Here is a 20,342-nt window from a genome sequence, read left to right as displayed (position 1 = left end):
CAGTCGACGCCGAGGAGTGTGCGCCCGTGACCGAGTGGGCCGGCCGGACCGCCGCAGAGATCGCCGCCGCCGTACGCGCGAAGGAGGTCACGCCCCGGGAGGTGGTGGCCGAGCACCTCGCGCGGATCGAGCGGCTCGACGGACGCATCGGGGCGTTCCGCACGGTGCGGGCCGAGGCGGCGCTCACCGAGGCCGACGAGGTGGCCGCGCGGCCGGATCTCGCCGAACTGCCGCTCGCGGGCGTGCCGTTGGCCGTGAAGGACAACCTCGCGGTGCGCGGCGAGTCCTCCCGCTGCGGCTCGGCCGCCACCCCCGACGCCCCGGCCGGCGCGGATCACGTCACGGTGGCCCGGCTGCGCGCGGCCGGCGCGGTGGTGGTGGGCCTGACGAACGTGCCCGAACTGTGCGTCTTCGGCACGACGGAGGGCGTGTACGGCACGACCCGCAATCCGTGGGACCTCTCCCGCACGGCGGGCGGCTCCTCCGGCGGCAGCGCGGCCGCGGTGGCCGCCGGGCTGGTGCCGCTCGCACTCGGCAACGACGGCATGGGCTCGCTGCGCATCCCGGCGGCCAACTGCGGTCTGGTCACGCTGAAGCCCGGCCACGGGGTGGTGCCGGCCGGGATCGGCGACGGCGACTGGTTCGGCATGGCGGAGAACGGCCCGCTGGCCACGACGGTCGAGGATCTGCGGCTGATGCTGGACGTCCTCGCGGACGGCCCGCTCCCCCGGGCGCCGGAACCCGCATCCCTGCGGATCGCCGTGGCCCTGCGCAGCCCGCTGCCCGGGGTGAGCGTGCACCGGTCGTATACGACCGCCGTCCGCGAGGCGGCCGGGGTGCTGGCCCGCGGCGGGCACCAGGTACGGCGCGCCGAGCCGCCGTACCCGCCGTCACTCGGGGTGACCGCGCTGCGGCACTGGACGGCGGGGACGGCGGTGGACGCCGCGGGCCTGGACGCGGCGCGGCTCGCCCGGCGGACCCGGGTGCACGCGGCGCTGGGCCGGCGGTTCACCGGCCCCGTCGGCACCGGCCGCGACCGTGAGCGGCTGCGCGCCCGGCTGGCCCCCTTCTTCACCGCGCACGACGTGCTTCTGACCCCGGCCCTGGCCCGCCGCTCCCCCCGGACCGGCCCGTGGCACGAGCGCGGCTGGCTGCGCAACGTCCTCGCCAACACCGCGTACTCGCCCTTCACCCCGCCCTGGAACCTGACCGGGTGGCCGGCGATGTCGGTCCCGTTCGGCACGCTGCCCTCGGGCGCTCCCTGCGCGGTGCAGCTCGTCGGGCTCCCGGGCTCCGAGGAGGTACTGCTGGGGCTGGCGCGGGAGCTGGAGCGGCGGCGGCCGTGGCAGCGCACGGCACCGCCGGCCGGCGTGTGAACCGCGGCTACTCCAGCGACCGGTACATGATGTGCAGTCCCACCCGGCCGTGCCGGGGATGGTCGTAGGCCTGCGGGACCGTGCCGAGGACGCGGAAGCCGAGGGAGGTCCACAGGGCGACCGCGGGATTCGTCTCGACGACGGCGTTGAAGACCATCGCGCGGTAGCCGTGGGCGCGGGCCTCGGCCAGGACGTGTTCGGCCAGGGCGCGGCCGACGCCCTCGCCCGTGCGCGCGGGGTCGACCATGAAGCCGGCGTTGGCCACCCGGGCGGCGGGGCCGCCGTAGTTGGGGGTGAGGTAGGCCGAGCCGACCACCTCTGCGGCGGGGTCCTCGGCGACGTACACGCGCTTGGCGGGACCCATCCACAGCGCGCGGGCATCCTCCTCGCTCGTCTGCGGATCCCAGGCGTAGGTCTCCGCGGCGGCGACGATCTCGTGCCAGAAGGGCCAGATCCGCGGCCAGTCCTCGGCCGCGGCTCGTCTGATCAGCATGGGCGCGAGTCTGCCAGATCGGCACCGGCGGCCACGCCCATGCGTACGGCGATCGCGAACGGACCCGCCCGGCCTCAGTCGACGCTGGGCAGGATGTGCGGCTCGGCGAGGTCGTCCTCGTAGCCCGCGAGGCGGATCGGGGCCGAGCGGGCCCACACGTCGAGGCTGCCGAGTTCGCCGGGGCGCCGGCTCCCGCGCTCCGTATTGTCCTCGGGACGCTGATCGCGATTCGTCTTCTCCGGTGTCACCGCGCACTCCTTATGTGTCGGGTCACCCTCGGGGGCCTGCCGAAGAGCCTGCGCTCCGGCGCTCGACGCCCGCTCGGGTCTGGATGGAAGGCCAGTTCGGACGCGGTGGCGTCGGTGCGTACGGACGGTGGGTGTGGGTGGCACCCGGTCCTGCTGCCCGTCCCCTCCAGATTAACCAAATGAGCGCACGTCCGCTCGATAGGGAGTGCAAACAACCTGTAACGCCTATGCGTCGCGCGGCACCCCAATGACCCTCAATATGCCGCTATTTGCCACGCCGCGCATCCCTCACCCCACACCGCGATTCACCCACTCGGGCTACTTCGCGAGGCCGCACGGTTCAAGTGCCGTTGGCCGGCGCGCAAGCTGGCCATGATCTGCTGCCGTGCGGGCAACGGCTGTCTCGCGGAAGGACTGACGCATGGAGCTGCGCAGCGTCGAGGAGCTGATGGATCTGCTGTACGCCGGCCGGCACCAGCATGCGCTGCGGACCGCGGCGCTGCTGCGCCGCAGCCGCCCCGCCGACAAGGAGCTCCAGGTGGCGGGGCTGGTGCACGGGATCGCTCCGGTGCTGTGCCCGGCCGACGCGGCGGGCGGGGCCCGCAGCGCGGCCGAGGCGGTGCGGGCCCTGCTCGGGGAGCGGGTGTTCCGGTTGGTGCGCGGGGACGCGGGTCCCGCCGCCGAGGACGACGTGCAGCGACTGCGCCTCGCCGACGAGGAGGGCCGCACGGCGGGCTTCGACGCGGGCGTGCTGGAGGACTGGCGCACGGTACTGGAACTGGTCGCGGCGCGGCACTCGCGGCTCGGCGTGGTCGACTGACCGGACCGGACCCGTCGCATCCCTGGTCTCTGACGGTCCGTCATGAGACGGTACGGCGATGACGTCGTCGTACGGACCGCACGGACTGGGGGGCAGGGCGGCCGTCGTCACCGGCGGGACCCGCGGCATCGGGCGGGCGGTGGCCGAGGCGCTGGCGGCCGCGGGGGCCTCGGTGTGCGTGACCGCGCGGGACGCGGCCGAGGTACGGCACACGGCCGCCGAGCTGGGCGGCATCGGGCTCGCCGGGGACGTGGCCGCGCCCGGGCATCCGGAGGCGCTGACGGAGCTGGTGCTGCGCGAGTTCGGGCGGCTCGACGTCCTCGTCAACAACGCGGCGACGAACCAGCCGTACGGCCCGCTGATGGAGACCGATCCGGACCCGTGGCGGCAGGCGTTCGCCGTGAACGTCGAGGCACCGCTGCGGCTGGTGCGGTGTGCGTGGCGGGCCTGGATGCGCGAGCACGGCGGGGCGGTCGTGAACGTGTGCACCGAGGGCGCCGGTCACGTGGGCCCGAACGTCGGGGCGTACGGCACCACCAAGGCGGCGCTGCTCCATCTCACCGGGCAGCTCGCGGGCGAACTCGCGCCCCGTGTACGGGTGAACTCCGTCTCGCCCGGGCTCGTGCGCACCGAGATGGCACGGTTCGTGTGGGAGCCGGGCGAGCGGGAGGCGGCCGCGGGGCTGCCGCTCGGGCGGATCGGGGAGCCGGCGGACGTGGCGCGGGCGGTGGTGTGGCTGGTGTCCGACGCGGCGGACTGGGTCACCGGCGCGGATCTGCTGGTGGACGGCGGGACACGGGTGCGGGCCGCGGCGCCCGGGGCGGGGCCGTACGCCGTCCACGCGCGGTTGCGCGAGGGGCCCGGGAGGTAGGCGGCGCGACACGGACCGGCCCCGCCGTACCGGCGGGGCCACTCGCGCCGGCCGTCCGCCGGCCCGCGCCCCGTGTCACCACTTGCCGGGCGCGTAGTCCTTCAGGAAGACGCCGTACAGGTCCTCGCCCGCCTCGCCGCGCACGATCGGGTCGTAGACGCGGGCGGCGCCGTCGACCAGGTCGAGCGGGGCGTGGAAGCCGGCCTCGGCGAGGCGCAGCTTGTCGTAGTGCGGGCGCTCGTCGGTGATCCAGCCGGTGTCGACGGAGGTCATGAGGATGCCGTCGGTGTCGAACATCTCCTGGGCGCTGGTGCGCGTGACCATGTTCATGGCCGCCTTCGCGGCGTTGGTGTTGGGGTGCCCGGCACCCTTGTAGCCGCGGTCGAAGACACCCTCCATCGCCGAGACGTTGACGACGTAGGCACGCCCGCTGGCCGCCTTCCTCGCGGCGTCGGCCATGGCCGGGCGCAGCTTGCTGATGAGGATGAACGGCGCGGTGTAGTTGCACAGCTGGGTCTCCAGCAGTTCCACCGGGGAGATCTGCTCGATGGTCTGCACCCAGGTGTTGGTGTCGACCACGTCGGGGACCAGGCCGCCGGCGTCGATGGCGGTGCCCTCGACATGGCGGGCGATGCTGGCGTTGCCCGCGACGAGCGCGAGGTCGGCGACCTTCTGCGCGTCCAGGCCGCTGGTGCCGACGGGCAGCGCGGCGATGCCGTCGACCGCGCCTGAGTTGAAGGCGCCGATCACCGAGTGGGCGGGCAGCTCGCCGGCGGGCAGCGGAGCGCTCTCGCCCTCGACCAGGGCCGCGTAGGCGGAGGGCAGGCGGCGCACGGTCTGGGTGGCGTTGTTGATCAGGATGTCGAGCGGCCCGGCCTCGGCGACCTGGTCGGCGAGGGCCACGGCCTGCGCCGGGTCGCGCAGGTCGATGCCGACGACCTCCAGGCGGTGGATCCAGTCGGCCGAGTCCTCCATCGCCGTGAACCGGCGGATGGCGTCCTTGGGGAAGCGCGTGGTGACGGTGGTGTGGGCGCCGTCGCGCAGCAGGCGCAGCGCGATGTACATGCCGATCTTGGCGCGGCCGCCGGTGAGCAGGGCGCGCTTGCCGGCGAGGTCGGCGCGGACGTCGCGCTTGGCCCGGTTCGTGCGGGCGCAGTCCGGACAGAGCTGGTGGTAGAAGTAGTCGACCTCGACGTAGCGGGTCTTGCAGGTGTAGCAGGAGCGGGGGCGCTGGAGTATGCCCGCGATCCTGCCTTCGCCGACCTTGGAGGTGGGCAGCAGGCCCTCGGTCTCGTCGTCGATGCGCTCGGCGGAGCCGGTCGCGGTGGCCTCGGTGACGGCGCGGTCGTGTGCCGTCTTGGCGGCGCGGCGCTCCTGGCGGCGGCGCTGCTTGACCGTGCGGTAGATGTGCGAGGTGGCCCGGCGCACCTTGATCGCGTCCGGGTGGTCGACCTCCAGTTGGTCGAGTTCTTCGAGCACGCTCAGGCAGACGGCCAGCCGCTCGGGGTCGATCCCCGGCCCGTAGACCACCTCGTCCGTGGCCGTGGCGGCCATGGAGCCGTCCTCTGTCACCGTCATCGCGCCGCCGCTTCCCTGATCACCCGTGCGGCGCGCCGACTCGCGCTCGCTTTCGAACGGGGAATTTTACGGAGCACCCCGCCCAGCCGCCAAACCCGATCGCCCCAGCACCCGCAACCCCCTGGCCGGGCCCCATGAACAACCCCAGCCGGGAACGGGCCCGGGGCCGATGAGGGCTAGCCCGCGGCCCGGTGGGGCGGGCCCCGCGGGCGAGTGCGGGCAGGCCCGGCGTGCTAGTGCGGGCAGGCCCCGCGGGCGGGTGTGGCAGGGGGCCGCGCGGGCGGGTGTGGCAGGGGGCCGCGCGGGCGGGTGTGGGCAGGCCGGCGGACGGGCCGGGGCGGGCCGGCGGGCGGGCCGGTGCGGGCGGGTGCGGGCAGGGAGCCACGAGCGAGCGCGGGCAGGCCGACGGGCAGGCCGGGGCGGGCCGGGGCGGGCGGGTGCGGGCAGGGAGCCACGAGCGAGCGCGGGCAGGCCGACGGGCAGGCCGGGGCGGGCGGGCGCGGGCAGGGAGCCACGAGCGAGCGCGGGCAGGCCGACGGGCAGGCCGGGGCAAGCCCCACGGGCGGGCCGGCGGGCGGGGCGAGCGTCCCGTCCTCCCCGTCACCAGCCCACCCGTGCGGGCGAGCGCCCGTCCGCACCGTCACCAGCCCACCCGCACGAGCCACCAGCCCTGCGCCGCGCACCAACCCGCGTGGACAAGCGACCGGCTCCCCAGTCGCCCCGCCCGCCCTGCAGCCGGCCGCGGATCTCAGCCCCTTATAGCGCGCAGGCGGTGAGCAGGGCCTGGATCTCGGCCGACACCGCGTGCGCGAACCGGTCCAGGTCCGGTACGGCCCGCGCGTCGGCGACCAGGCCGTAGTGCACGCGGCCGCGGTACGTCGAGATCGCCACCGCCAGCGACTGGCCGGGAGCGAGCGGGGCCAGGGGGTAGACCTCGGTCAGGTCGTGGCCGCCGAGCCGCAGGCCCAGGCTCGGCATCGGCACGCTGGTGACCAGGATGTCGAACCACAGTCGGGCCGCCTGGCCGACCAGCGGGCCGCCGAGTCGGTGGCCGAGGGCCGGGACGTGGTCGGCGAGCAGGGCGACCGCGCCGGCGCCCCGGTCGGACCCCGCGTCCTTGTTGCGGACCATCGCGGTGCGCACGGTGTCCAGCCGGCCGAGGGGGTCGGGCTCGCCCACGGGGAGCGGTATCAGATAGCCGGAGAGCCGGTTGCCCTGCGGGTGGGCGGTGCGCGGGCGGCGCCGGGAGACGGGGATCAGGGCGCGGGGCGCCACGCCCTTCGTGGACTCGCCGCGCTCCTCCAGCCAGCGGCGCAGGGCTCCCGCGACGACGGCGATGAGGACGTCGTTGACCGTGCCGCCCGCGGTTTTGCGCACGCGGTGCACGTCGTCGATGTCGACGACCACCCCGGCGATGCGGCGCGTGCCGCTCGGCGCGGAGCTGAGCGCGGAGCAGGGCCGCATCCCGAGCGTGGAGCGGGCGAGGGAGGCGCCGATGTCCAGGGCGCGGCCCGCGTCGGACAGGGCGGCCCGGACCAGCCCGGGGACCATCCCCGGCAGCCGGCGCACGTCGGGCAGCAGTCCGCGGGGCGGTTCGATGGCGCGCGGTGCCCGTTCGGGCAGGTCCAGCGGGTCCAGGACGCCGGCGGCGAGCTTGAGCGCCCGCAGCCCGTCGGCGAGGGCGTGGTGGAACTTGAACAGCACCGCGAAGGACAGACCGTCCTCGCCGGGCAGGACGTGCGCCTCCCACGGCGGCCTGCCCCGCTCCAGCGGACGTTCCATCAGCCGGCCCGCGTCGGCGTGGAAGTCGGCGGTCGGGGCGTGCAGCCGGACGTGGTTCAGCGGGTCGAAGTCGGGGTCGGTCTCGCGGGCGGCGCCGCCGAAGGCGAGGGGCTGCCACACGTCGCGGATGCGCAGGCGGAGTCCGGGCACGGCGGCGGCGCGGGCGGCCAGCAGGTCGGCCGCGTGGGCGCCGGCGGTGGGCGAGTGCGCGCCGAAGACGCCGAGCGCACCGAGGTGCATCGGGTGCCGGTCGGACTCGATGTTCCAGAACGCCAGATCGAGGGGAGCGAGCAGATCGGAAGTCAAGGGTTTGCCTCACGCGTCGACGACGGGTGCATGTGCGGTCAATCGCAGTCATTCGCAGTGAATCCCCGCCACCTGATTACGGTCAAGTACGATCAGGCTACGCTCAGTTAACGCTAGATTAAGTCCCGCCCCTCGATCAGGGGCGGGACCACGGGATACGCCCGATCACCTCAGGACGGGCTGCGCCGCCTCGGGTGACGTACCCCACTCCGACGGGCGCGGGCCGACCGTGAACGCGAGGGAGCGCATCGAGCGCAGCGCGTCGTTCGTCACATAGGTCTGCCGGTGCGCGTGCCCGTCGGTACGCACGGACTGGATGTAGCGGTCGGTCGCCGAGGTGCCGGGCGCCGCGATCGTCAGCTGGCCGCTCGGCCAGTAGCGCCGGTCCAGGCCGAGGTCGACCCGGTCGAAGACGGGGGTGGACAGGCCCCAGGTTCCGTAGCCGGGCTGGATCGGGAACAGGCCGATGGACGACAGCACGTCCCAGGCGGACATCGTGCCCAGGTCGTCGTTGCCGGTGATGCCGGCGGGTCCGTCGGTGAACAGGGTCAGCGCGGCGTGCACCACGTCGGTGGTCTTCCAGGGCTGGCCGGTGGCGAGGTAGGTGTACGGCGCGATGAGGTCGGGTTCGTTCATCGGGTTGTACTTGTCGGCGTTGTAGTAGTTGTAAGCGTCCCCGTGCACCCACACCTCGCGCGCGGTCCGCGCGGGGTCGGCGAGCAGCCGGTCGTAGGCGAAGAAGGAGTCCAGGCGGGCGTTGGCCGCGCGCTCGCCGCCGATGAGCCTGACCATGCCGGGGACGTCCTGCGGCACGAGCCACTGGTACTGCCAGGCGGTGCCCTCGTGGAAGCCGGTGCCCTTGGCCGGGTCGGCCGAGCCGGTGAAGGCGCCGGCGGCGTCGCGGGCGCGGAAGAAGCCGGTCGAGGGGTCGAAGATGTTGCGGTAGTTCTCCGCGCGGGCGGCGTACCGGGCGGCGTCGGCGTCATGGCCGAGGCCCCGGGCCATCTGGGCCAGCATGGCGTCGGCGAGCGCGTACTCCAGGGTGACGGAGGCCCCGTGGTGGTAGTCGGAGTCGCCCATCTTGGCCAGGGGGCGGTTCCAGATGTAGGGGGCGAAGCCGTGCGCGAGGTAGTCGGCGTTGGCCTCCCGGCCGATGCCCGGGTAGTCGGCGGGGGGCACCCGGTCGGCGTTCTTCCGCAGTGCCCGGTAGGCCCGCTCCTCGAAGCCCCTGAGCAGGCCCGTCTGGTAGGCGGCGGTCAGGAACGGGGTGACCGGGTCGCCGCTCATGACGTTCGTCTCGACCGGGCCGTAGCCCCATTTGGGCAGCCAGCCGCCGTCCTCGTCGACCGCGACCAGCGAGCGGGCCATGTCCCGCGCCTCGCCCGGGGCGAGCAGGGCGAGGAGCTGCACCTGGGTGCGGTAGGTGTCCCACAGCGACCAGTTCTGGTAGTACGTGAACCCCTCGGCGCGGTGGACGCGGCGGTCCCAGCCGGTGTAGCGGCCGTCGGCGTCGCCGCCGATGTTCGGCGCGAGGAACGACCGGTACAGCGAGGAGTAGAAGGTACGGCGCCGGGTGTCCGTGCCGCCCCTCACGCGCACGGCGGCGAGGCGCCGCTCCCACGCCTCGCGTGCTCGCTCGCGCACGGCGTCGAAGGACCGGCCGCCCTCGGCGGCGAGGTTGCCCGCGGCGCCGCGCGCGTCGACGTACGACAGGGCCGTGGTCGCCTCGACCGTGCGGTCCCGGCGGGTGTCGAAGCGGACGTAGGCGCCGCCGCGTCCGCTGCGGGAGCCGGGGGTGACGGTCCTGCCGTCCCAGGTGCCGTAGGCGGTGAAGGGCCGGCTGAACCGGGTGATGGTGTAGACGGTGTAGGGGGCGGTGTCCCGGCAGAACCCGCGGCCGGTGATCTCGGTGCGCACGGTGTGGTCGTCGAGGATCTCGACGGCGGAGGAGACCGTCTTGTGCAGCGACTGGGCCGCGTTCAGCAGGACGTTGGCCTTGTCGGTGGCCGGGAACGTGTAGCGCTGCACACCGGTGCGCTCGGTCGCGGTCAGCTCGGCGCGGATGCCGGAGGCGAGGCCCACGCGGTAGTAGCCGGGGCGCGCCGCCTCGTCCCGGTGGGAGAAGGCGGCGGCGTACTGCGTGTAGTCCGTCTGCGTGACGTCACCGGCGGTCGGCAGCACGGGCAGGTCGCCGCCGATGCCGCAGCCGACGCCCGAGAGGTGGACCAGGGAGAAGCCGCGGAGGCGGCTGTGTGTGTAGTCGTATCCGGCGAAGTGCCCGGTGTCCGGGGACAGCTGCACCATGCCGAAGGGCACGGCCGCGCCGGGGAAGGTGTTGCCCTCGTCCTGGCTCCCGATGAAGGGGTTGACCAGGTCGGTGAGGTGGCCGTCGGTCCGCCCGGCGGCGCCCGAGGCGGGGGTGGTGATCAGCGCGGACGCTGCCATCACCCCGGCCAGGCACAGCCGTGTGCGCCGGGTCCCTCTCATGTCCGATGACCTCCGCAGGTTCGACGTCGTTCCCTGCATCCTGAGGGGCGGACAACGCAAACCCGGGCAACCGGAGGAAATTCACTCGGAACGCGTCGCGCGTGCACGCCGCCTGACGCGGTGTGCGCCGGGCGGCGGGCCCGTCACGACACCCGTCGGCCCTTCCCCAGCGCGATCACCCCACCCGCCGACACCGTGTACAACTCCGCGTCCCGCTCCGGGTTGACGCCGATCGTCGCACCGGGCGGGACCTCCACGTTCTTGTCCAGGACGGCGCCGCGAACCACCGCGCCCCGGCCGACCCGCACGTTGTCGTGCAGCACCGAGCCCTGCACCACGGCCCCGGGGTCGACCCGCACCCCCGGGGACAGCACGGACCGGGTGACCTGGCCGCGGATCAGGCACCCGGCGCTGATGATGGACTCGCTCGCGATGCCGCCCGCGCTGAAGCGGGCCGGGGAGAGCTGGCCGGAGTGGGTGTAGATCGGCCACTGCCGGTTGTAGAGGTTGAAGGCGGGACGCTCGGCGATGAGGTCCATGTGCGCCTCGTAGTAGGCGTCCAGGGTGCCGACGTCCCGCCAGTAGCCCTGGTCGCGGCTGGTCTCGCCGGGCACGTGGTTGTCGCCGAAGTCGTACAGCTGCGCCTCGCCGCGCGTGGTGAGCTGGGGCAGGATCGAGCCGCCCATGTCGTGCACGGACTGCCCGTCCTCGGCGTCCCGGTGCAGCGCCTCGACGAGGGCCTTGGTGGTGAACACGTAGTTGCCCATGGAGGCGAAGACGGTCTCCGGGTCGTCCGGGAGGCCCGGCGGGTCGGCGGGCTTCTCCAGGAAGCGCCGGATCGTACGGCCGTCCGTGCCGGGCGTGATCACCCCGAAGGCGGAGGACTGCGCGCGCGGCACCCGGATGCCGGCGACCGTCACCCCGGCCCCGCCGTCGATGTGCTGGGCTAGCATCTGCCGCGGGTCCATGCGGTAGACGTGGTCGGCGCCGAAGACCGCGACGTACTCGGGCTGTTCGTCGTGCACGAGGTTCAGGGACTGCAGGATCGCGTCGGCGCTGCCCAGGTACCAGCGCGGGCCGAGGCGCTGCTGGGCCGGGACCGGCGTGACGTAGTTGCCGAGCAGGCTGGACATCCGCCAGGTGGTGGTGATGTGCCGGTCCAGCGAGTGCGACTTGTACTGGGTCAGCACACAGATGCGCAGCACGTCGGCGTTGACGAGGTTGGACAGGACGAAGTCGACGAGGCGGTAGGTGCCGCCGAAGGTGACCGCGGGTTTGGCGCGGTCGGCGGTGAGCGGCATCAGACGCTTTCCCTCGCCGCCCGCCAGCACGATCCCGAGTACGGAAGGCCCTCCACGACGCATGGCCGCTCCCCTCACCCTGGTAGAACCATGGCTGCCCCAAGGTCGCGCGGGCTAAGCCCCCTTGAGTACCTCCTCGTACAGGGCGACGGTGCGCCGGGCGACCGCGTCCCAGCCGAACTCCCCCACCGCCCGCTCCCGCCCCGCCCCGCCCATCCGCCGGGCCGCCGCCGGATCGCCGAGGATGCTGTCCAGCGCCCGGGCGAGGCCCGCCTCGAAGCCGTCGTCCACGTCCACCAGCAGGCCGGTACGGCCGTGGTCCACCACTTCCGGGATGCCCCCGACCCGGGAGGCCACCACCGGTGTGCCGCACGCCATCGCCTCCAGGTTGACGATGCCGAGGGGTTCGTACACCGACGGGCAGACGAACACGGCGGCGCCGGTGAGGAGTTGGACGACCTCCGCGCGCGGCAGCATCCGCGGGATCCAGAAGACGCCCGCGCGGGACCGGCTCAGCGCCTCGAACAGCTCCCGGAACTCGCGGTCGGTCTCCGGGGTGTCGGGTGCCCCGGCGCACAGCACGACCTGCGCGCCCGGGTCGATCTCCCGTACGGCGCGCAGCAGGTGGGGCACGCCCTTCTGCCGGGTGATCCGGCCGACGAACAGGACGTAGGGGCGGGCGGGGTCGATGCCGTGCCGCAGGAGGGCGTCGGTGCCGTGGTCCGGGCGGTACAGGCGGGTGTCGATGCCGTTGTGCACGACGTGGACCCGCGCCGCGTCCAGCGCGGGATAGTGGGTGAGGATGTCCTCGCGCATCGCGCCCGACACGGCGACGACCGCGTCGGCGGCCTCGACGGCGGTGCGCTCGGCCCAGCCCGACAGGGCGTACCCGCCGCCCAGCTGCTCCGCCTTCCAGGGGCGCAGCGGCTCCAGCGAGTGGGCGGTGACCACGTGCGGGATGCCGTGCAGCAGCTTGGCGACATGGCCGGCGAGGCCCGCGTACCAGGTGTGGGAGTGCACGAGTTCGCGGCCCGCCAGCGCGGCGGCCATCGCCAGGTCCACGGAGAAGGTGCGCAGCGCGTCGTTGGCGCCGTCGAGCGCGGACCAGGGCCGGTGGCGTACGACGCCCACCCCGCGGCCCTCGCCCCAGCAGTGCACCTCCAGGTCCACCAGGGAGGTCAACTCGCGCGCCAGGAACTCCACATGGACCCCGGCGCCACCGTACACGTCCGGGGGGTACTCCCGGGTCAGCAGTCCCACTCGCACCCGACAACCCCCTCGTACCGGCGACAGGTCCCCTCATGGTCGCCCGGATACGGCCCCTGGGGAAGAGCGCGAAGGGCGCGAAGCGCGCGGCGGACGGGTGAAGCAGCAGTCGCCGCAGACCCCGCCGCCCGGCACGCGGTAGTAGAGGCAGCAGCTGCGGCGGCGGAAGCCGGCGGCCGTGCCGGTGCCGGTGGTGCGCAGCAACGGGTGGGCGAAGAGGTCGTCGGTGATGGCGCGGGCCCGTGCCGCCAGGTCGGTACGGCCCTGCGCCCGCGCCCAGCGGTCCAGCTGCCGGGCCGCGCCCGCGAGCGCGGAGCCCGCGTTGCCCCACAGCAGCCCGGCCGCGACCCCGTAACGGTCCGTCAGGGCCTCCCCCAGCGGTTCCAGGTGCCCGTGCAGCACGGCGGCGGCCAGGTCGGGGGCACCGGGCAGCGGGTGTACGCCGGTCAGCCACAGGTCGTCGGGGGCGGACCCCAGGGGATCCCAGCGCAAGCGCCGGGGAGCGAGGTCGGGCAGCCGGCCGTACAGGACCGCGCAGCCGAGGGCCGCCGACCACAGCCGGGCGGCCAGCCCCTGGTGGGCGAGGGAGGCGGCGACCCGTGGTTCGGGGACGCGCAGCCGCCGCGCGACCACGGCGACCCGCGCGGCCAGGGGGTCGTCCTGGCGGTCCGGCGGCGCCGTCGCGTAGGCCTCCGCGAGGGTCGGCGCCGCCGCCGCGGCGGTGTGCAGGACGAAGAAGCCGCCGAGCGGGCGGAGGGCGGCGAGCCGGGGGTCGAGGTCCACGACAGGCAGTAGTACCAGGGGGCACCCGTCCCAAGGATGATCGGGTCGGCGCCGTACTCCATCGGCAGTAGGACGCATTGCGTGCTCAGGGACGACGACGGGAACAGCGCGGACCGGCAGAGTGTTCGGAATGGAAGCCGACCGTACGTCGCACCGGGCTGCGCGCCCCCGCACTCCGCGAAGGAGACGCCGATGAGCGCCCTCGCGCTGTCCGTGCTGTTGTCGGTCGTGTCCGCCCTCGCCTACGCGGGCGGCGCGATCGTGCAGGAGCAGGTCGCGGTGTCCTCTCCCCGCAGTGCGTACATGCCGCTGCGCCGCCCGAGTTGGTGGGGGGCGCTGGCGCTCAACGGTCTCGGGGGCGTGCTGCACGTCGTGGCGCTGGCCTACGGGCCGCTCAGCCTCGTCCAGCCGCTCGGTGCGCTGACCATCGTCTTCGCGCTGCCCATGGCGGCGCTGTTCGTCGGCCGCAGGGCCGGGGCGGCCGCCTGGCGCGGCGCCGTCATGGCCACGGTGGGCCTCGCCGGTCTGCTGTCCCTGGTCGGCTCCTCCGACCCCCACTCCCTCGGCGCGGCCCAGCGGATCGCGGTCGCGCTCGTCACCGGCGGCGCGGTCGCGGCGCTGACGGTGGCGGGACTGACCGCGCAGCGGCATCCGGCGGTGCGCAGCGTGCTGCTCGCCGCGGCCTCCGGCATCGCGTTCGGCATGTCCTCGGTGTTCACCAAGACGGTCGCCGAGGACTGGACCCATGGTCTCGAAGCGGCCGACCTGCCGTGGCTCGCCGCGATAGGGGTGTGCGCGGTCGCCGGTGTCGCGCTGTCGCAGGTCTCCTACCAGGGCGCCGGGCTCGCCGCCCCGCTGTCCACGCAGACCGTGGTCAACCCGGTGCTGGCCGCCGCCGTCGGCATCCTGATGTTCGGCGAGACGTTCCGCTACGGCGACGTGGGCACCGGACTGGCCGTCAGCTGCGGGGTGGTGGCGGCGGGCGGGCTGGTCATGCTGACGACCGAGCGGATCGAGCACACCGGTACGCCCGCGGCGCCGGGCGCGGACCCGGCCGCCGCGCGGGCCGAGGCGCTGCCCGGCCTGCCCCAGCAGCGGGGGCCGGCACCGGCCGAGCCGCAGGCGCCGGGGCCCGCCCCGGACGAGGGCGCGGCCGACGAGCCGGTAGCGCCGGACCTGCTGACGCCGGCTCAGGAGCACGGCGCCGACCCAACCGGGGACGGCAGGCCTGTGCCGTCCCCGGACGGCCCCCTCACACCGACCGCGGACGGTGGCCTCCTGCCCGGGGCCGGCGACCGCCTCCTGTCCGACGCGAACCAGAGCCTCATACCCGCCTCGGACCACGGCCTCCTGCCCAGTGCCGACGACGGCCTCCCGCCCACCCCCGACCACAGCCTCATACCCCGCGCCGGCGACCGCCTCCTCCCCGCCCCCGACCACGGCCTCCTGCCCGGGGCCGGGGGCGGCCTTCTGCCGCCCGCTGCCGGCGGGGACTTCCCGCCGGCGAGGGGCGGCCGTGGGATGAGCGGAGGTTCCGCGGGCGGCGGCGCGGCGGGCGGCGGGCGCGGCGAGCCGCCCGCCGGCCGGGTGCTCGCGGTGCCGTACTCCGCGCTGCCCGGCGGCGTCCTCGTACCGCTGCCGGCCCCGGGCCTGGACCGTACCGGCGTCAGACCTTGACGCCGCCGGCCCGCAGATAGGCCAGCGGGTCGATGTCCGAACCGAAGTCCGGTCCGGTCCGCACCTCGAAGTGCAGGTGCGGACCGGTGACGTTCCCGGTGGCTCCCGAACGGCCGATGCGCTGGCCGGCGGTGACGTCCTGCCCGATCCGCACGGAGATCGCCGACAGGTGGGCGTACTGGCTGTAGCGGCCGTCGGCGTGCCGGATCTCCACCTGGTAGCCGTAGGAACCGCCCCATCCCGCGGCCACCACCTGCCCGGCCTCCACGGCCTTGACCGAGGTCCCGGTCGGCACGAGGAAGTCGACGCCGGTGTGGTAGCCCTTCGACCAGTGCGCGCCCGCCACCCGGTAGCCGGTACCGATGGGGGCGTCGACGGGGGCGACGAGCGTGCGGCTCGTGGTCCTCGTCCGGTGCGGGGCGGGCGTGTGCCCCGAAGGCGCCTTGCGCTTAGGAGCCTTGGGCTCGACGGTGGATCCGCCGCGCAGGCTGAGCCGCTGCCCCGGCAGGATGAGATCCGGGTCGGCGCCGATCGTCGTACGGTTGCCGGCGTAGAGCGTGCGCCAGCCGCCGCGGACGTGGTGGTCCTCGGCGATGCCGGAGAGCGTGTCGCCGTGCACCACGGTGTACATCTCGGCACGCCCGGCCCGCGACTGCGGGGTGGTCTGCGGCCGTACGTCCCGCACGGAGGTCTTCTTCGCGCTCCCCTCGGCCTTCGCCGGCCGGGTCGCGGCACTGTCGGTACGCGTACCGGGCCCGCCGTCCCCCCGTTCCAGCCCGGCCCGCACCGAGCAGACCGGCCAGGCGCCGGGCCCCTGGGCACCGAGCACCCGCTCGGCGACGGCGATCTGCTGGTCCCGGGTGGCGAGGTCGGCGCGCGAGGCGTACCGCGCGCCGCCGTACGCCTCCCAGGTGGACTGGGTGAACTGCAGCCCGCCGTAGTAGCCGTTGCCCGTGTTGATGCTCCAGTCGCCGCTGGATTCGCAGGCGGCGACCTTGTTCCAGGTGGCCGCGTCGGCCGCGTCGGCGGTGCCGGCGGCGACCAGCGGGATCGCGAGTCCGGCGCCGCTCGCCGTGACGGTGAGTGAGGCGCGGTTGATCCTGTTCGGCTGGTACCGGCGATGCCGGCCGCGTACGGCCATGTCCGAATTCCCCTCGGCATGCGTCAGGAGGGGCAAAACTAAGCGCGCCGAACCGGCCATGACAAGACGGAAAACCGGCCTCGCGCGGCGCCCAAGTGGCCGGGAACGGCCCGGCCTTGACCTGACCCGCGGAAGACTGAGGCCGCAGGGGCCGTCGGCGCGTACTCAAGCCCGGCGGGTCTGATGTGCGCTCGCCGGGACGGCACGTCAGGATGGGCGAGGACCCGTACTGTCGGAGCCGTAGTCACGAGGCAACCAGGGAGCAGGCGGCATGAGTACTTCAGCGCAGATCGGTGTCACGGGCCTCGCGGTCATGGGGCGCAACCTCGCCCGGAACTTCGCCCGCAACGGGTACACCGTCGCCGCGCACAACCGTACGGTGGCGCGCACCAAGGCACTGGTGGAGGAGTTCGGGGGCGAGGGCGACTTCATCGCCGCCGAGACCGCCGAGGAGTTCGTGGCCGCGCTGGAACGCCCGCGGCGCCTGGTCGTCATGGTCAAGGCCGGTGAGCCGACGGACGCGGTGATCCGGGAGTTCGCGCCGCTGCTGGAGCCCGGCGACATGATCATCGACGGCGGCAACGCCCACTTCGCGGACACCCGCCGCCGTGAGAAGGCGCTGCGCGAGCAGGGCATCCACTTCGTCGGCATGGGCGTCTCCGGCGGCGAGGAGGGCGCACTGCACGGGCCGAGCATCATGCCGGGCGGCCCGAAGGAGTCGTACGACTCGCTGGGCCCGATGCTGGAGAAGATCTCCGCGAAGGCGAAGGACGGCGCGCCGTGCGTCACGCACGTGGGTCCGGACGGCGCCGGGCACTTCGTGAAGATGGTCCACAACGGCATCGAGTACGCCGACATGCAGCTGATCGGCGAGGCCTACCAGCTGCTGCGCGAGGTCGCCGGGTACTCCCCCGCCGAGATCGCGGAGATCTTCCGTACGTGGAACACCGGCCGTCTCGACTCGTACCTGATCGAGATCACGGCCGAGGTGCTGTCCCACGTGGACGCGGCGACCGGCCGGCCGTTCGTGGACGTGGTGGTCGACCAGGCCGAGCAGAAGGGCACCGGCCGCTGGACGGTGCAGATCGCGCTGGACCTCGGCGTCCCGGTGTCCGGCATCGCCGAGGCGGTCTTCGCGCGCTCGCTGTCCGGGCACGCGAAGCTCCGCGAGGCCTCGCGGGGGCTGGCCGGCCCGAAGGCGGCGCCGCTGGGCAAGCAGGAGGCGGCGGCCTTCGCCGACCGGGTGGAGCAGGCCCTGTACGCCTCCAAGATCGTGTCGTACACGCAGGGCTTCCACGAGATCACGGCGGGCAGCGAGGAGTACGGCTGGGACATCGACCTGGGCCGCATCGCCTCGATCTGGCGGGGCGGCTGCATCATCCGGGCGGCCTTCCTGGACCGCATCCGCGCCGCGTACGACGCCCGCGCCGACCTGCCGAGCCTGCTGTCGGACGAGACGTTCGCCCGCGAGATCGCGGGGGCGCAGGACGACTGGCGCGAGGTGGTGATCTCGGGGGTGCGCCAGGGCGTCCCCACGCCCGGTTTCTCGGCGGCGCTGGCCTACTACGACGCGCTGCGGGCCTCGCGCCTGCCGGCGGCGCTGACGCAGGGGCAGCGGGACTTCTTCGGGGCGCACACGTACCGGCGGGTGGACCGGGAGGGGTCGTTCCACACGCTGTGGGGCGGGGACCGCAGCGAGGTGTCGGCGTAGTTCGCCGTGGCCCGCCGGTTCCGTGTCCGCCCGTAGTTCTCGGTGGGCCTGAAGGGGCGGGGGCAGGGGTGCGTTCGCGGCCGCGGGTTCGTCGTGGCCGCTCGCGCCGCTCCCCGCGCCCCTGGTCTCCGGCCCGGTGCTCTCAGGTGAGCGGGGGACCCGGCTCCGGGTTCGGTACCGGCTCAGGGCCCGGGGGGACCGGGGACGGTGACGGCTCCGGCGGTCCCGGCGCCGGGGGTGGCGGCGGTGACGGGGGCTGGGGGCCCGGCTCCGGCGGGGTGGGGGCGGGGGGTGGCGGCGGGGGCGGTACGGGGGTGGGATAGGGATCCGGGGTGGTCATGATGTCCTCCGGGCGGTCACGGGACGTCGCCCGCTCTGCTGACTGTGGACTCATTCCCCCGCCTTCCCCCCAGCCCGTCGCTCACTCACCCGGCAGGGCGAGCCGGGCGCTCAGAACTGGCCGGGATGGTCCCGCAGCCAGTGCTTCGCGGCCGACAGCAGTTCCGGGGCGGCCGGCGGGGCGACCTCGGGGTGGCGTTCGGCCCACTTGACGACGTACGGGCACAAGGGGGCAACCGGTACGCCCTCGCGCTCGGCGAGGGCGTACAGCTCGCGGGCGAGCGAACCGGCGATGCCCTTGCCCTCGTGGGCGGGCTCGACGATGGTGTGGACGGGGACCAGGGCGCGCCGGGGCGACTCCAGCACGAAGTACTCGATACGGCCGACGACCTCGCCGTCGCCGACGGCCTCCAGGCGGCCCGCCGCCCGGTCGTCGCGGATCTCGGTCTCGCTCACGGGCTCACACGCTCCTGGTCCGGTACGGCCTGGTCGGGCGCCGCCGTCAGGCCGGGCGGGCCTGCGGGCTGCGCTGCTGGTCCGAGCCGGGGACCGGTTCGGACGGGTCGGCACCGAGGGACACGATCCGGTTGCCGCCGTCGACGTGGACCACCCGAGGCCGCAGCTGCCGTGCCTCGGCGTCGCTGACCTGAGCGTAACTGATGATGATCACGAGGTCACCGGGGTGCACCAGATGAGCGGCCGCCCCGTTGATCCCGATGACCCCGGAGCCGCGCTCGCCCTCGATGACGTACGTCTCCAGCCGGGCGCCGTTGGTGATGTCGACGATGTGCACCAGCTCCCCGGGCAGCAGGTCCGCGGCGTCGAGGAGGTCGGCGTCGATGGTCACCGATCCCACGTAGTGCAGGTCGGCCTGCGTGACGGTGGCTCGGTGGATCTTGGACTTGAACATTGTACGAAACACGAAGAAACTCCCGGTCTGTCTGCTCCCTGCCTGCTTTTTGCAGGTCAAGGGCGATGTTCGGAGGCTACAACGTTTGGCATGTGCGGTCAGCTGTCGCAGGGTGTTTGAGGACTCACACCGACCCGTTGCTGACTTCCCAGGGCGCCGGCACTGTCGACCGCCCGAGGAACGCTCGACGGGGCTTACCCCGCACAGCGCGGCGAAGGGACGCCTCACTGCCCAGGCGTTCCGGGTTGTCTCCCACCCAGTGAGCAGCTGCGGGGCGCAGTGTTCCGCGAGTCAGGTCAGTCGGTCCCCCAAGTCCCGGATCTCCTGGGTGAGTTACCCGATTCTCTGGGCCAGTAGGCACGGGGTGATGCGGGTGACCCGCAGCACCGCCTCTTCGCCGGCGAGCCGTGCACAGGTACGGCTGCACCGGTCCATCGACTGAGTTCGCCTGGGCACGCGTGCCCGCCCGCTCAGCAGCGCCCGGGCCCGTTCTGGGCGTCGAGCGATCCGACGTGGCGTGCCGGCGACGGTCGGTCCGGACGGCGCAATTCGCCGTATCCGGCCGCGGTGTCCGCGAACACCTCGATGCTGATCACTGCCCCCCAGAGAGAGCCCGGCAGCCACACGATCGTCCCGGCGCCTCTCCACTCCAAGGACCACCTCCCCCGTCGTCCGACGTCGGCGGGGACGCCGGGCAGGGGACGTACCGGTCATGCTCGTCCGCCTTCCGACCCGACGGTTCATCGCGTCGTCGGCACCGGACCGCGCGGACGGTCAGAACCGTGACGACGCCCGGTCGGCAAACCCCTGTCGAGACACACCCGGCCGGCCCGGTACCAGCAACGCACCATCCCCGGCCGACGGTCGACACAGCGTGAGCAAGACGCCCTGGTCACCGATACCAGGAGTCAGACCCGGCCCCCGAAGGCCGACATCACGTTCGGCCTCGGTACTTCAGCGGCCGTGAGCGCATGCCCGGGCCGTCGGTTCGCCCTGCTCCTCTTGCGTGATCGCGGGCGGGGTCCTCACCGCCCGCGCGACCCGCGAAGCCACCCCGGCACCAGCGGCGGTCGCCGCGGCTGCGGATGCCCTCCTGTCCCGGGGCCGGGGCAGCGGGCAGATGAGACGGTTGCCGACCGTTGGATCACCCTGTCCCGTTCTCCGGGTACCGTCAGCGTATGAGTCATCCGCACCCCGAGCTGAAAGCCGCCCCGCCCCTTCCCGAAGGAGGGCTGCGGGTCATCGCCCTGGGC

The 20,342-nt window shown here is 74.0% G+C and carries 16 protein-coding genes; 5 read left to right on the top strand and 11 right to left on the bottom strand.

The features are described from left to right. Positions 1–26: 26 nt before the first annotated feature. Positions 27–1,376 (top strand): amidase, encoded by a 1,350-nt coding sequence (locus ACZ60X_RS38200; RefSeq protein ID WP_469608974.1) that lies wholly within the window; start codon positions 27–29, stop codon positions 1,374–1,376. A 7-nt stretch (positions 1,377–1,383) separates the two neighbouring features. On the opposite strand, the gene ACZ60X_RS38195 is transcribed toward ACZ60X_RS38200, so the two are convergent. Then, entirely contained in the window at positions 1,384–1,869 is a 486-nt protein-coding gene (locus ACZ60X_RS38195) for a GNAT family N-acetyltransferase (protein ID WP_469608971.1), read from the bottom strand. Positions 1,870–1,943: 74 nt separating this feature from the next. Beyond that, entirely contained in the window at positions 1,944–2,117 is a 174-nt protein-coding gene (locus tag ACZ60X_RS38190; RefSeq protein WP_469608968.1) for a hypothetical protein, read from the bottom strand. Positions 2,118–2,538: 421 nt separating this feature from the next. Between ACZ60X_RS38190 and ACZ60X_RS38185 the strand changes: the two genes are divergently transcribed. After that, positions 2,539–2,937 (top strand): hypothetical protein, encoded by a 399-nt coding sequence (locus ACZ60X_RS38185; RefSeq protein WP_469608965.1) that lies wholly within the window; start codon positions 2,539–2,541, stop codon positions 2,935–2,937. A 58-nt stretch (positions 2,938–2,995) separates the two neighbouring features. Then, the gene (locus tag ACZ60X_RS38180) at positions 2,996–3,808 is read left to right on the top strand and encodes an SDR family oxidoreductase (protein ID WP_469608963.1); all 813 of its coding nucleotides are present in this window, start codon (positions 2,996–2,998) and stop codon (positions 3,806–3,808) included. A gap of 75 nt (positions 3,809–3,883) precedes the next feature. Here the strand turns inward: ACZ60X_RS38180 and ACZ60X_RS38175 are convergent, their stop codons facing one another. From ACZ60X_RS38175 to ACZ60X_RS38150, 6 genes are all read right to left on the bottom strand, one after another. Further along, positions 3,884–5,386, bottom strand: a complete 1,503-nt coding sequence (locus ACZ60X_RS38175) for an SDR family NAD(P)-dependent oxidoreductase (protein WP_469608962.1) — start codon at positions 5,384–5,386, stop codon at positions 3,884–3,886. A gap of 756 nt (positions 5,387–6,142) precedes the next feature. Beyond that, on the bottom strand, positions 6,143–7,474 hold the full coding sequence (locus ACZ60X_RS38170) for a wax ester/triacylglycerol synthase family O-acyltransferase (protein ID WP_469608959.1): 1,332 nt from the start codon (positions 7,472–7,474) through the stop codon (positions 6,143–6,145). Positions 7,475–7,639: 165 nt separating this feature from the next. Then, on the bottom strand, positions 7,640–9,961 hold the full coding sequence (locus ACZ60X_RS38165; protein WP_469608957.1) for a GH92 family glycosyl hydrolase: 2,322 nt from the start codon (positions 9,959–9,961) through the stop codon (positions 7,640–7,642). Between the two features lie 143 nt (positions 9,962–10,104). Beyond that, positions 10,105–11,325, bottom strand: coding sequence for a glucose-1-phosphate adenylyltransferase (gene glgC, locus ACZ60X_RS38160; RefSeq protein ID WP_469608954.1), 1,221 nt, complete (start codon positions 11,323–11,325; stop codon positions 10,105–10,107). A gap of 51 nt (positions 11,326–11,376) precedes the next feature. Further along, positions 11,377–12,528 (bottom strand): glycogen synthase, encoded by a 1,152-nt coding sequence (gene glgA, locus ACZ60X_RS38155; RefSeq protein WP_469608951.1) that lies wholly within the window; start codon positions 12,526–12,528, stop codon positions 11,377–11,379. A 33-nt stretch (positions 12,529–12,561) separates the two neighbouring features. Then, a complete protein-coding gene (locus tag ACZ60X_RS38150) occupies positions 12,562–13,311 on the bottom strand; it encodes a (2Fe-2S)-binding protein (RefSeq protein WP_469608949.1) in 750 nt (249 codons plus the stop codon). Positions 13,312–13,503: 192 nt separating this feature from the next. Here ACZ60X_RS38150 and ACZ60X_RS38145 point away from each other — a divergent pair, with 192 nt between their 5' ends. Continuing rightward, the gene (locus ACZ60X_RS38145; RefSeq protein ID WP_469608947.1) at positions 13,504–14,988 is read left to right on the top strand and encodes a DMT family transporter; all 1,485 of its coding nucleotides are present in this window, start codon (positions 13,504–13,506) and stop codon (positions 14,986–14,988) included. Here ACZ60X_RS38145 and ACZ60X_RS38140 read toward each other — a convergent pair. Further along, entirely contained in the window at positions 14,978–16,129 is a 1,152-nt protein-coding gene (locus ACZ60X_RS38140) for a transglycosylase family protein (protein ID WP_469608944.1), read from the bottom strand. The genes ACZ60X_RS38145 and ACZ60X_RS38140 overlap by 11 nt on opposite strands. A gap of 271 nt (positions 16,130–16,400) precedes the next feature. On the opposite strand from ACZ60X_RS38140, the gene gndA reads away from it, so the two are divergent. Continuing rightward, positions 16,401–17,840: an NADP-dependent phosphogluconate dehydrogenase gene (gndA, locus tag ACZ60X_RS38135; RefSeq protein WP_469608942.1), complete on the top strand. Its 1,440-nt coding sequence runs from the start codon at positions 16,401–16,403 to the stop codon at positions 17,838–17,840. 450 nt (positions 17,841–18,290) lie between these two features. Here the strand turns inward: gndA and ACZ60X_RS38130 are convergent, their stop codons facing one another. Both ACZ60X_RS38130 and panD read right to left on the bottom strand, forming a co-directional pair. Continuing rightward, on the bottom strand, positions 18,291–18,635 hold the full coding sequence (locus ACZ60X_RS38130) for a GNAT family N-acetyltransferase (RefSeq protein ID WP_469608940.1): 345 nt from the start codon (positions 18,633–18,635) through the stop codon (positions 18,291–18,293). A gap of 46 nt (positions 18,636–18,681) precedes the next feature. Next, a complete protein-coding gene (gene panD, locus ACZ60X_RS38125; protein WP_469608938.1) occupies positions 18,682–19,101 on the bottom strand; it encodes an aspartate 1-decarboxylase in 420 nt (139 codons plus the stop codon). Positions 19,102–20,342: the final 1,241 nt, after the last annotated feature.

This window comes from Streptomyces sp. NPDC104106 (assembly GCF_055584345.1).
This window is presented reverse-complemented; position numbering and strand designations above follow the sequence as displayed.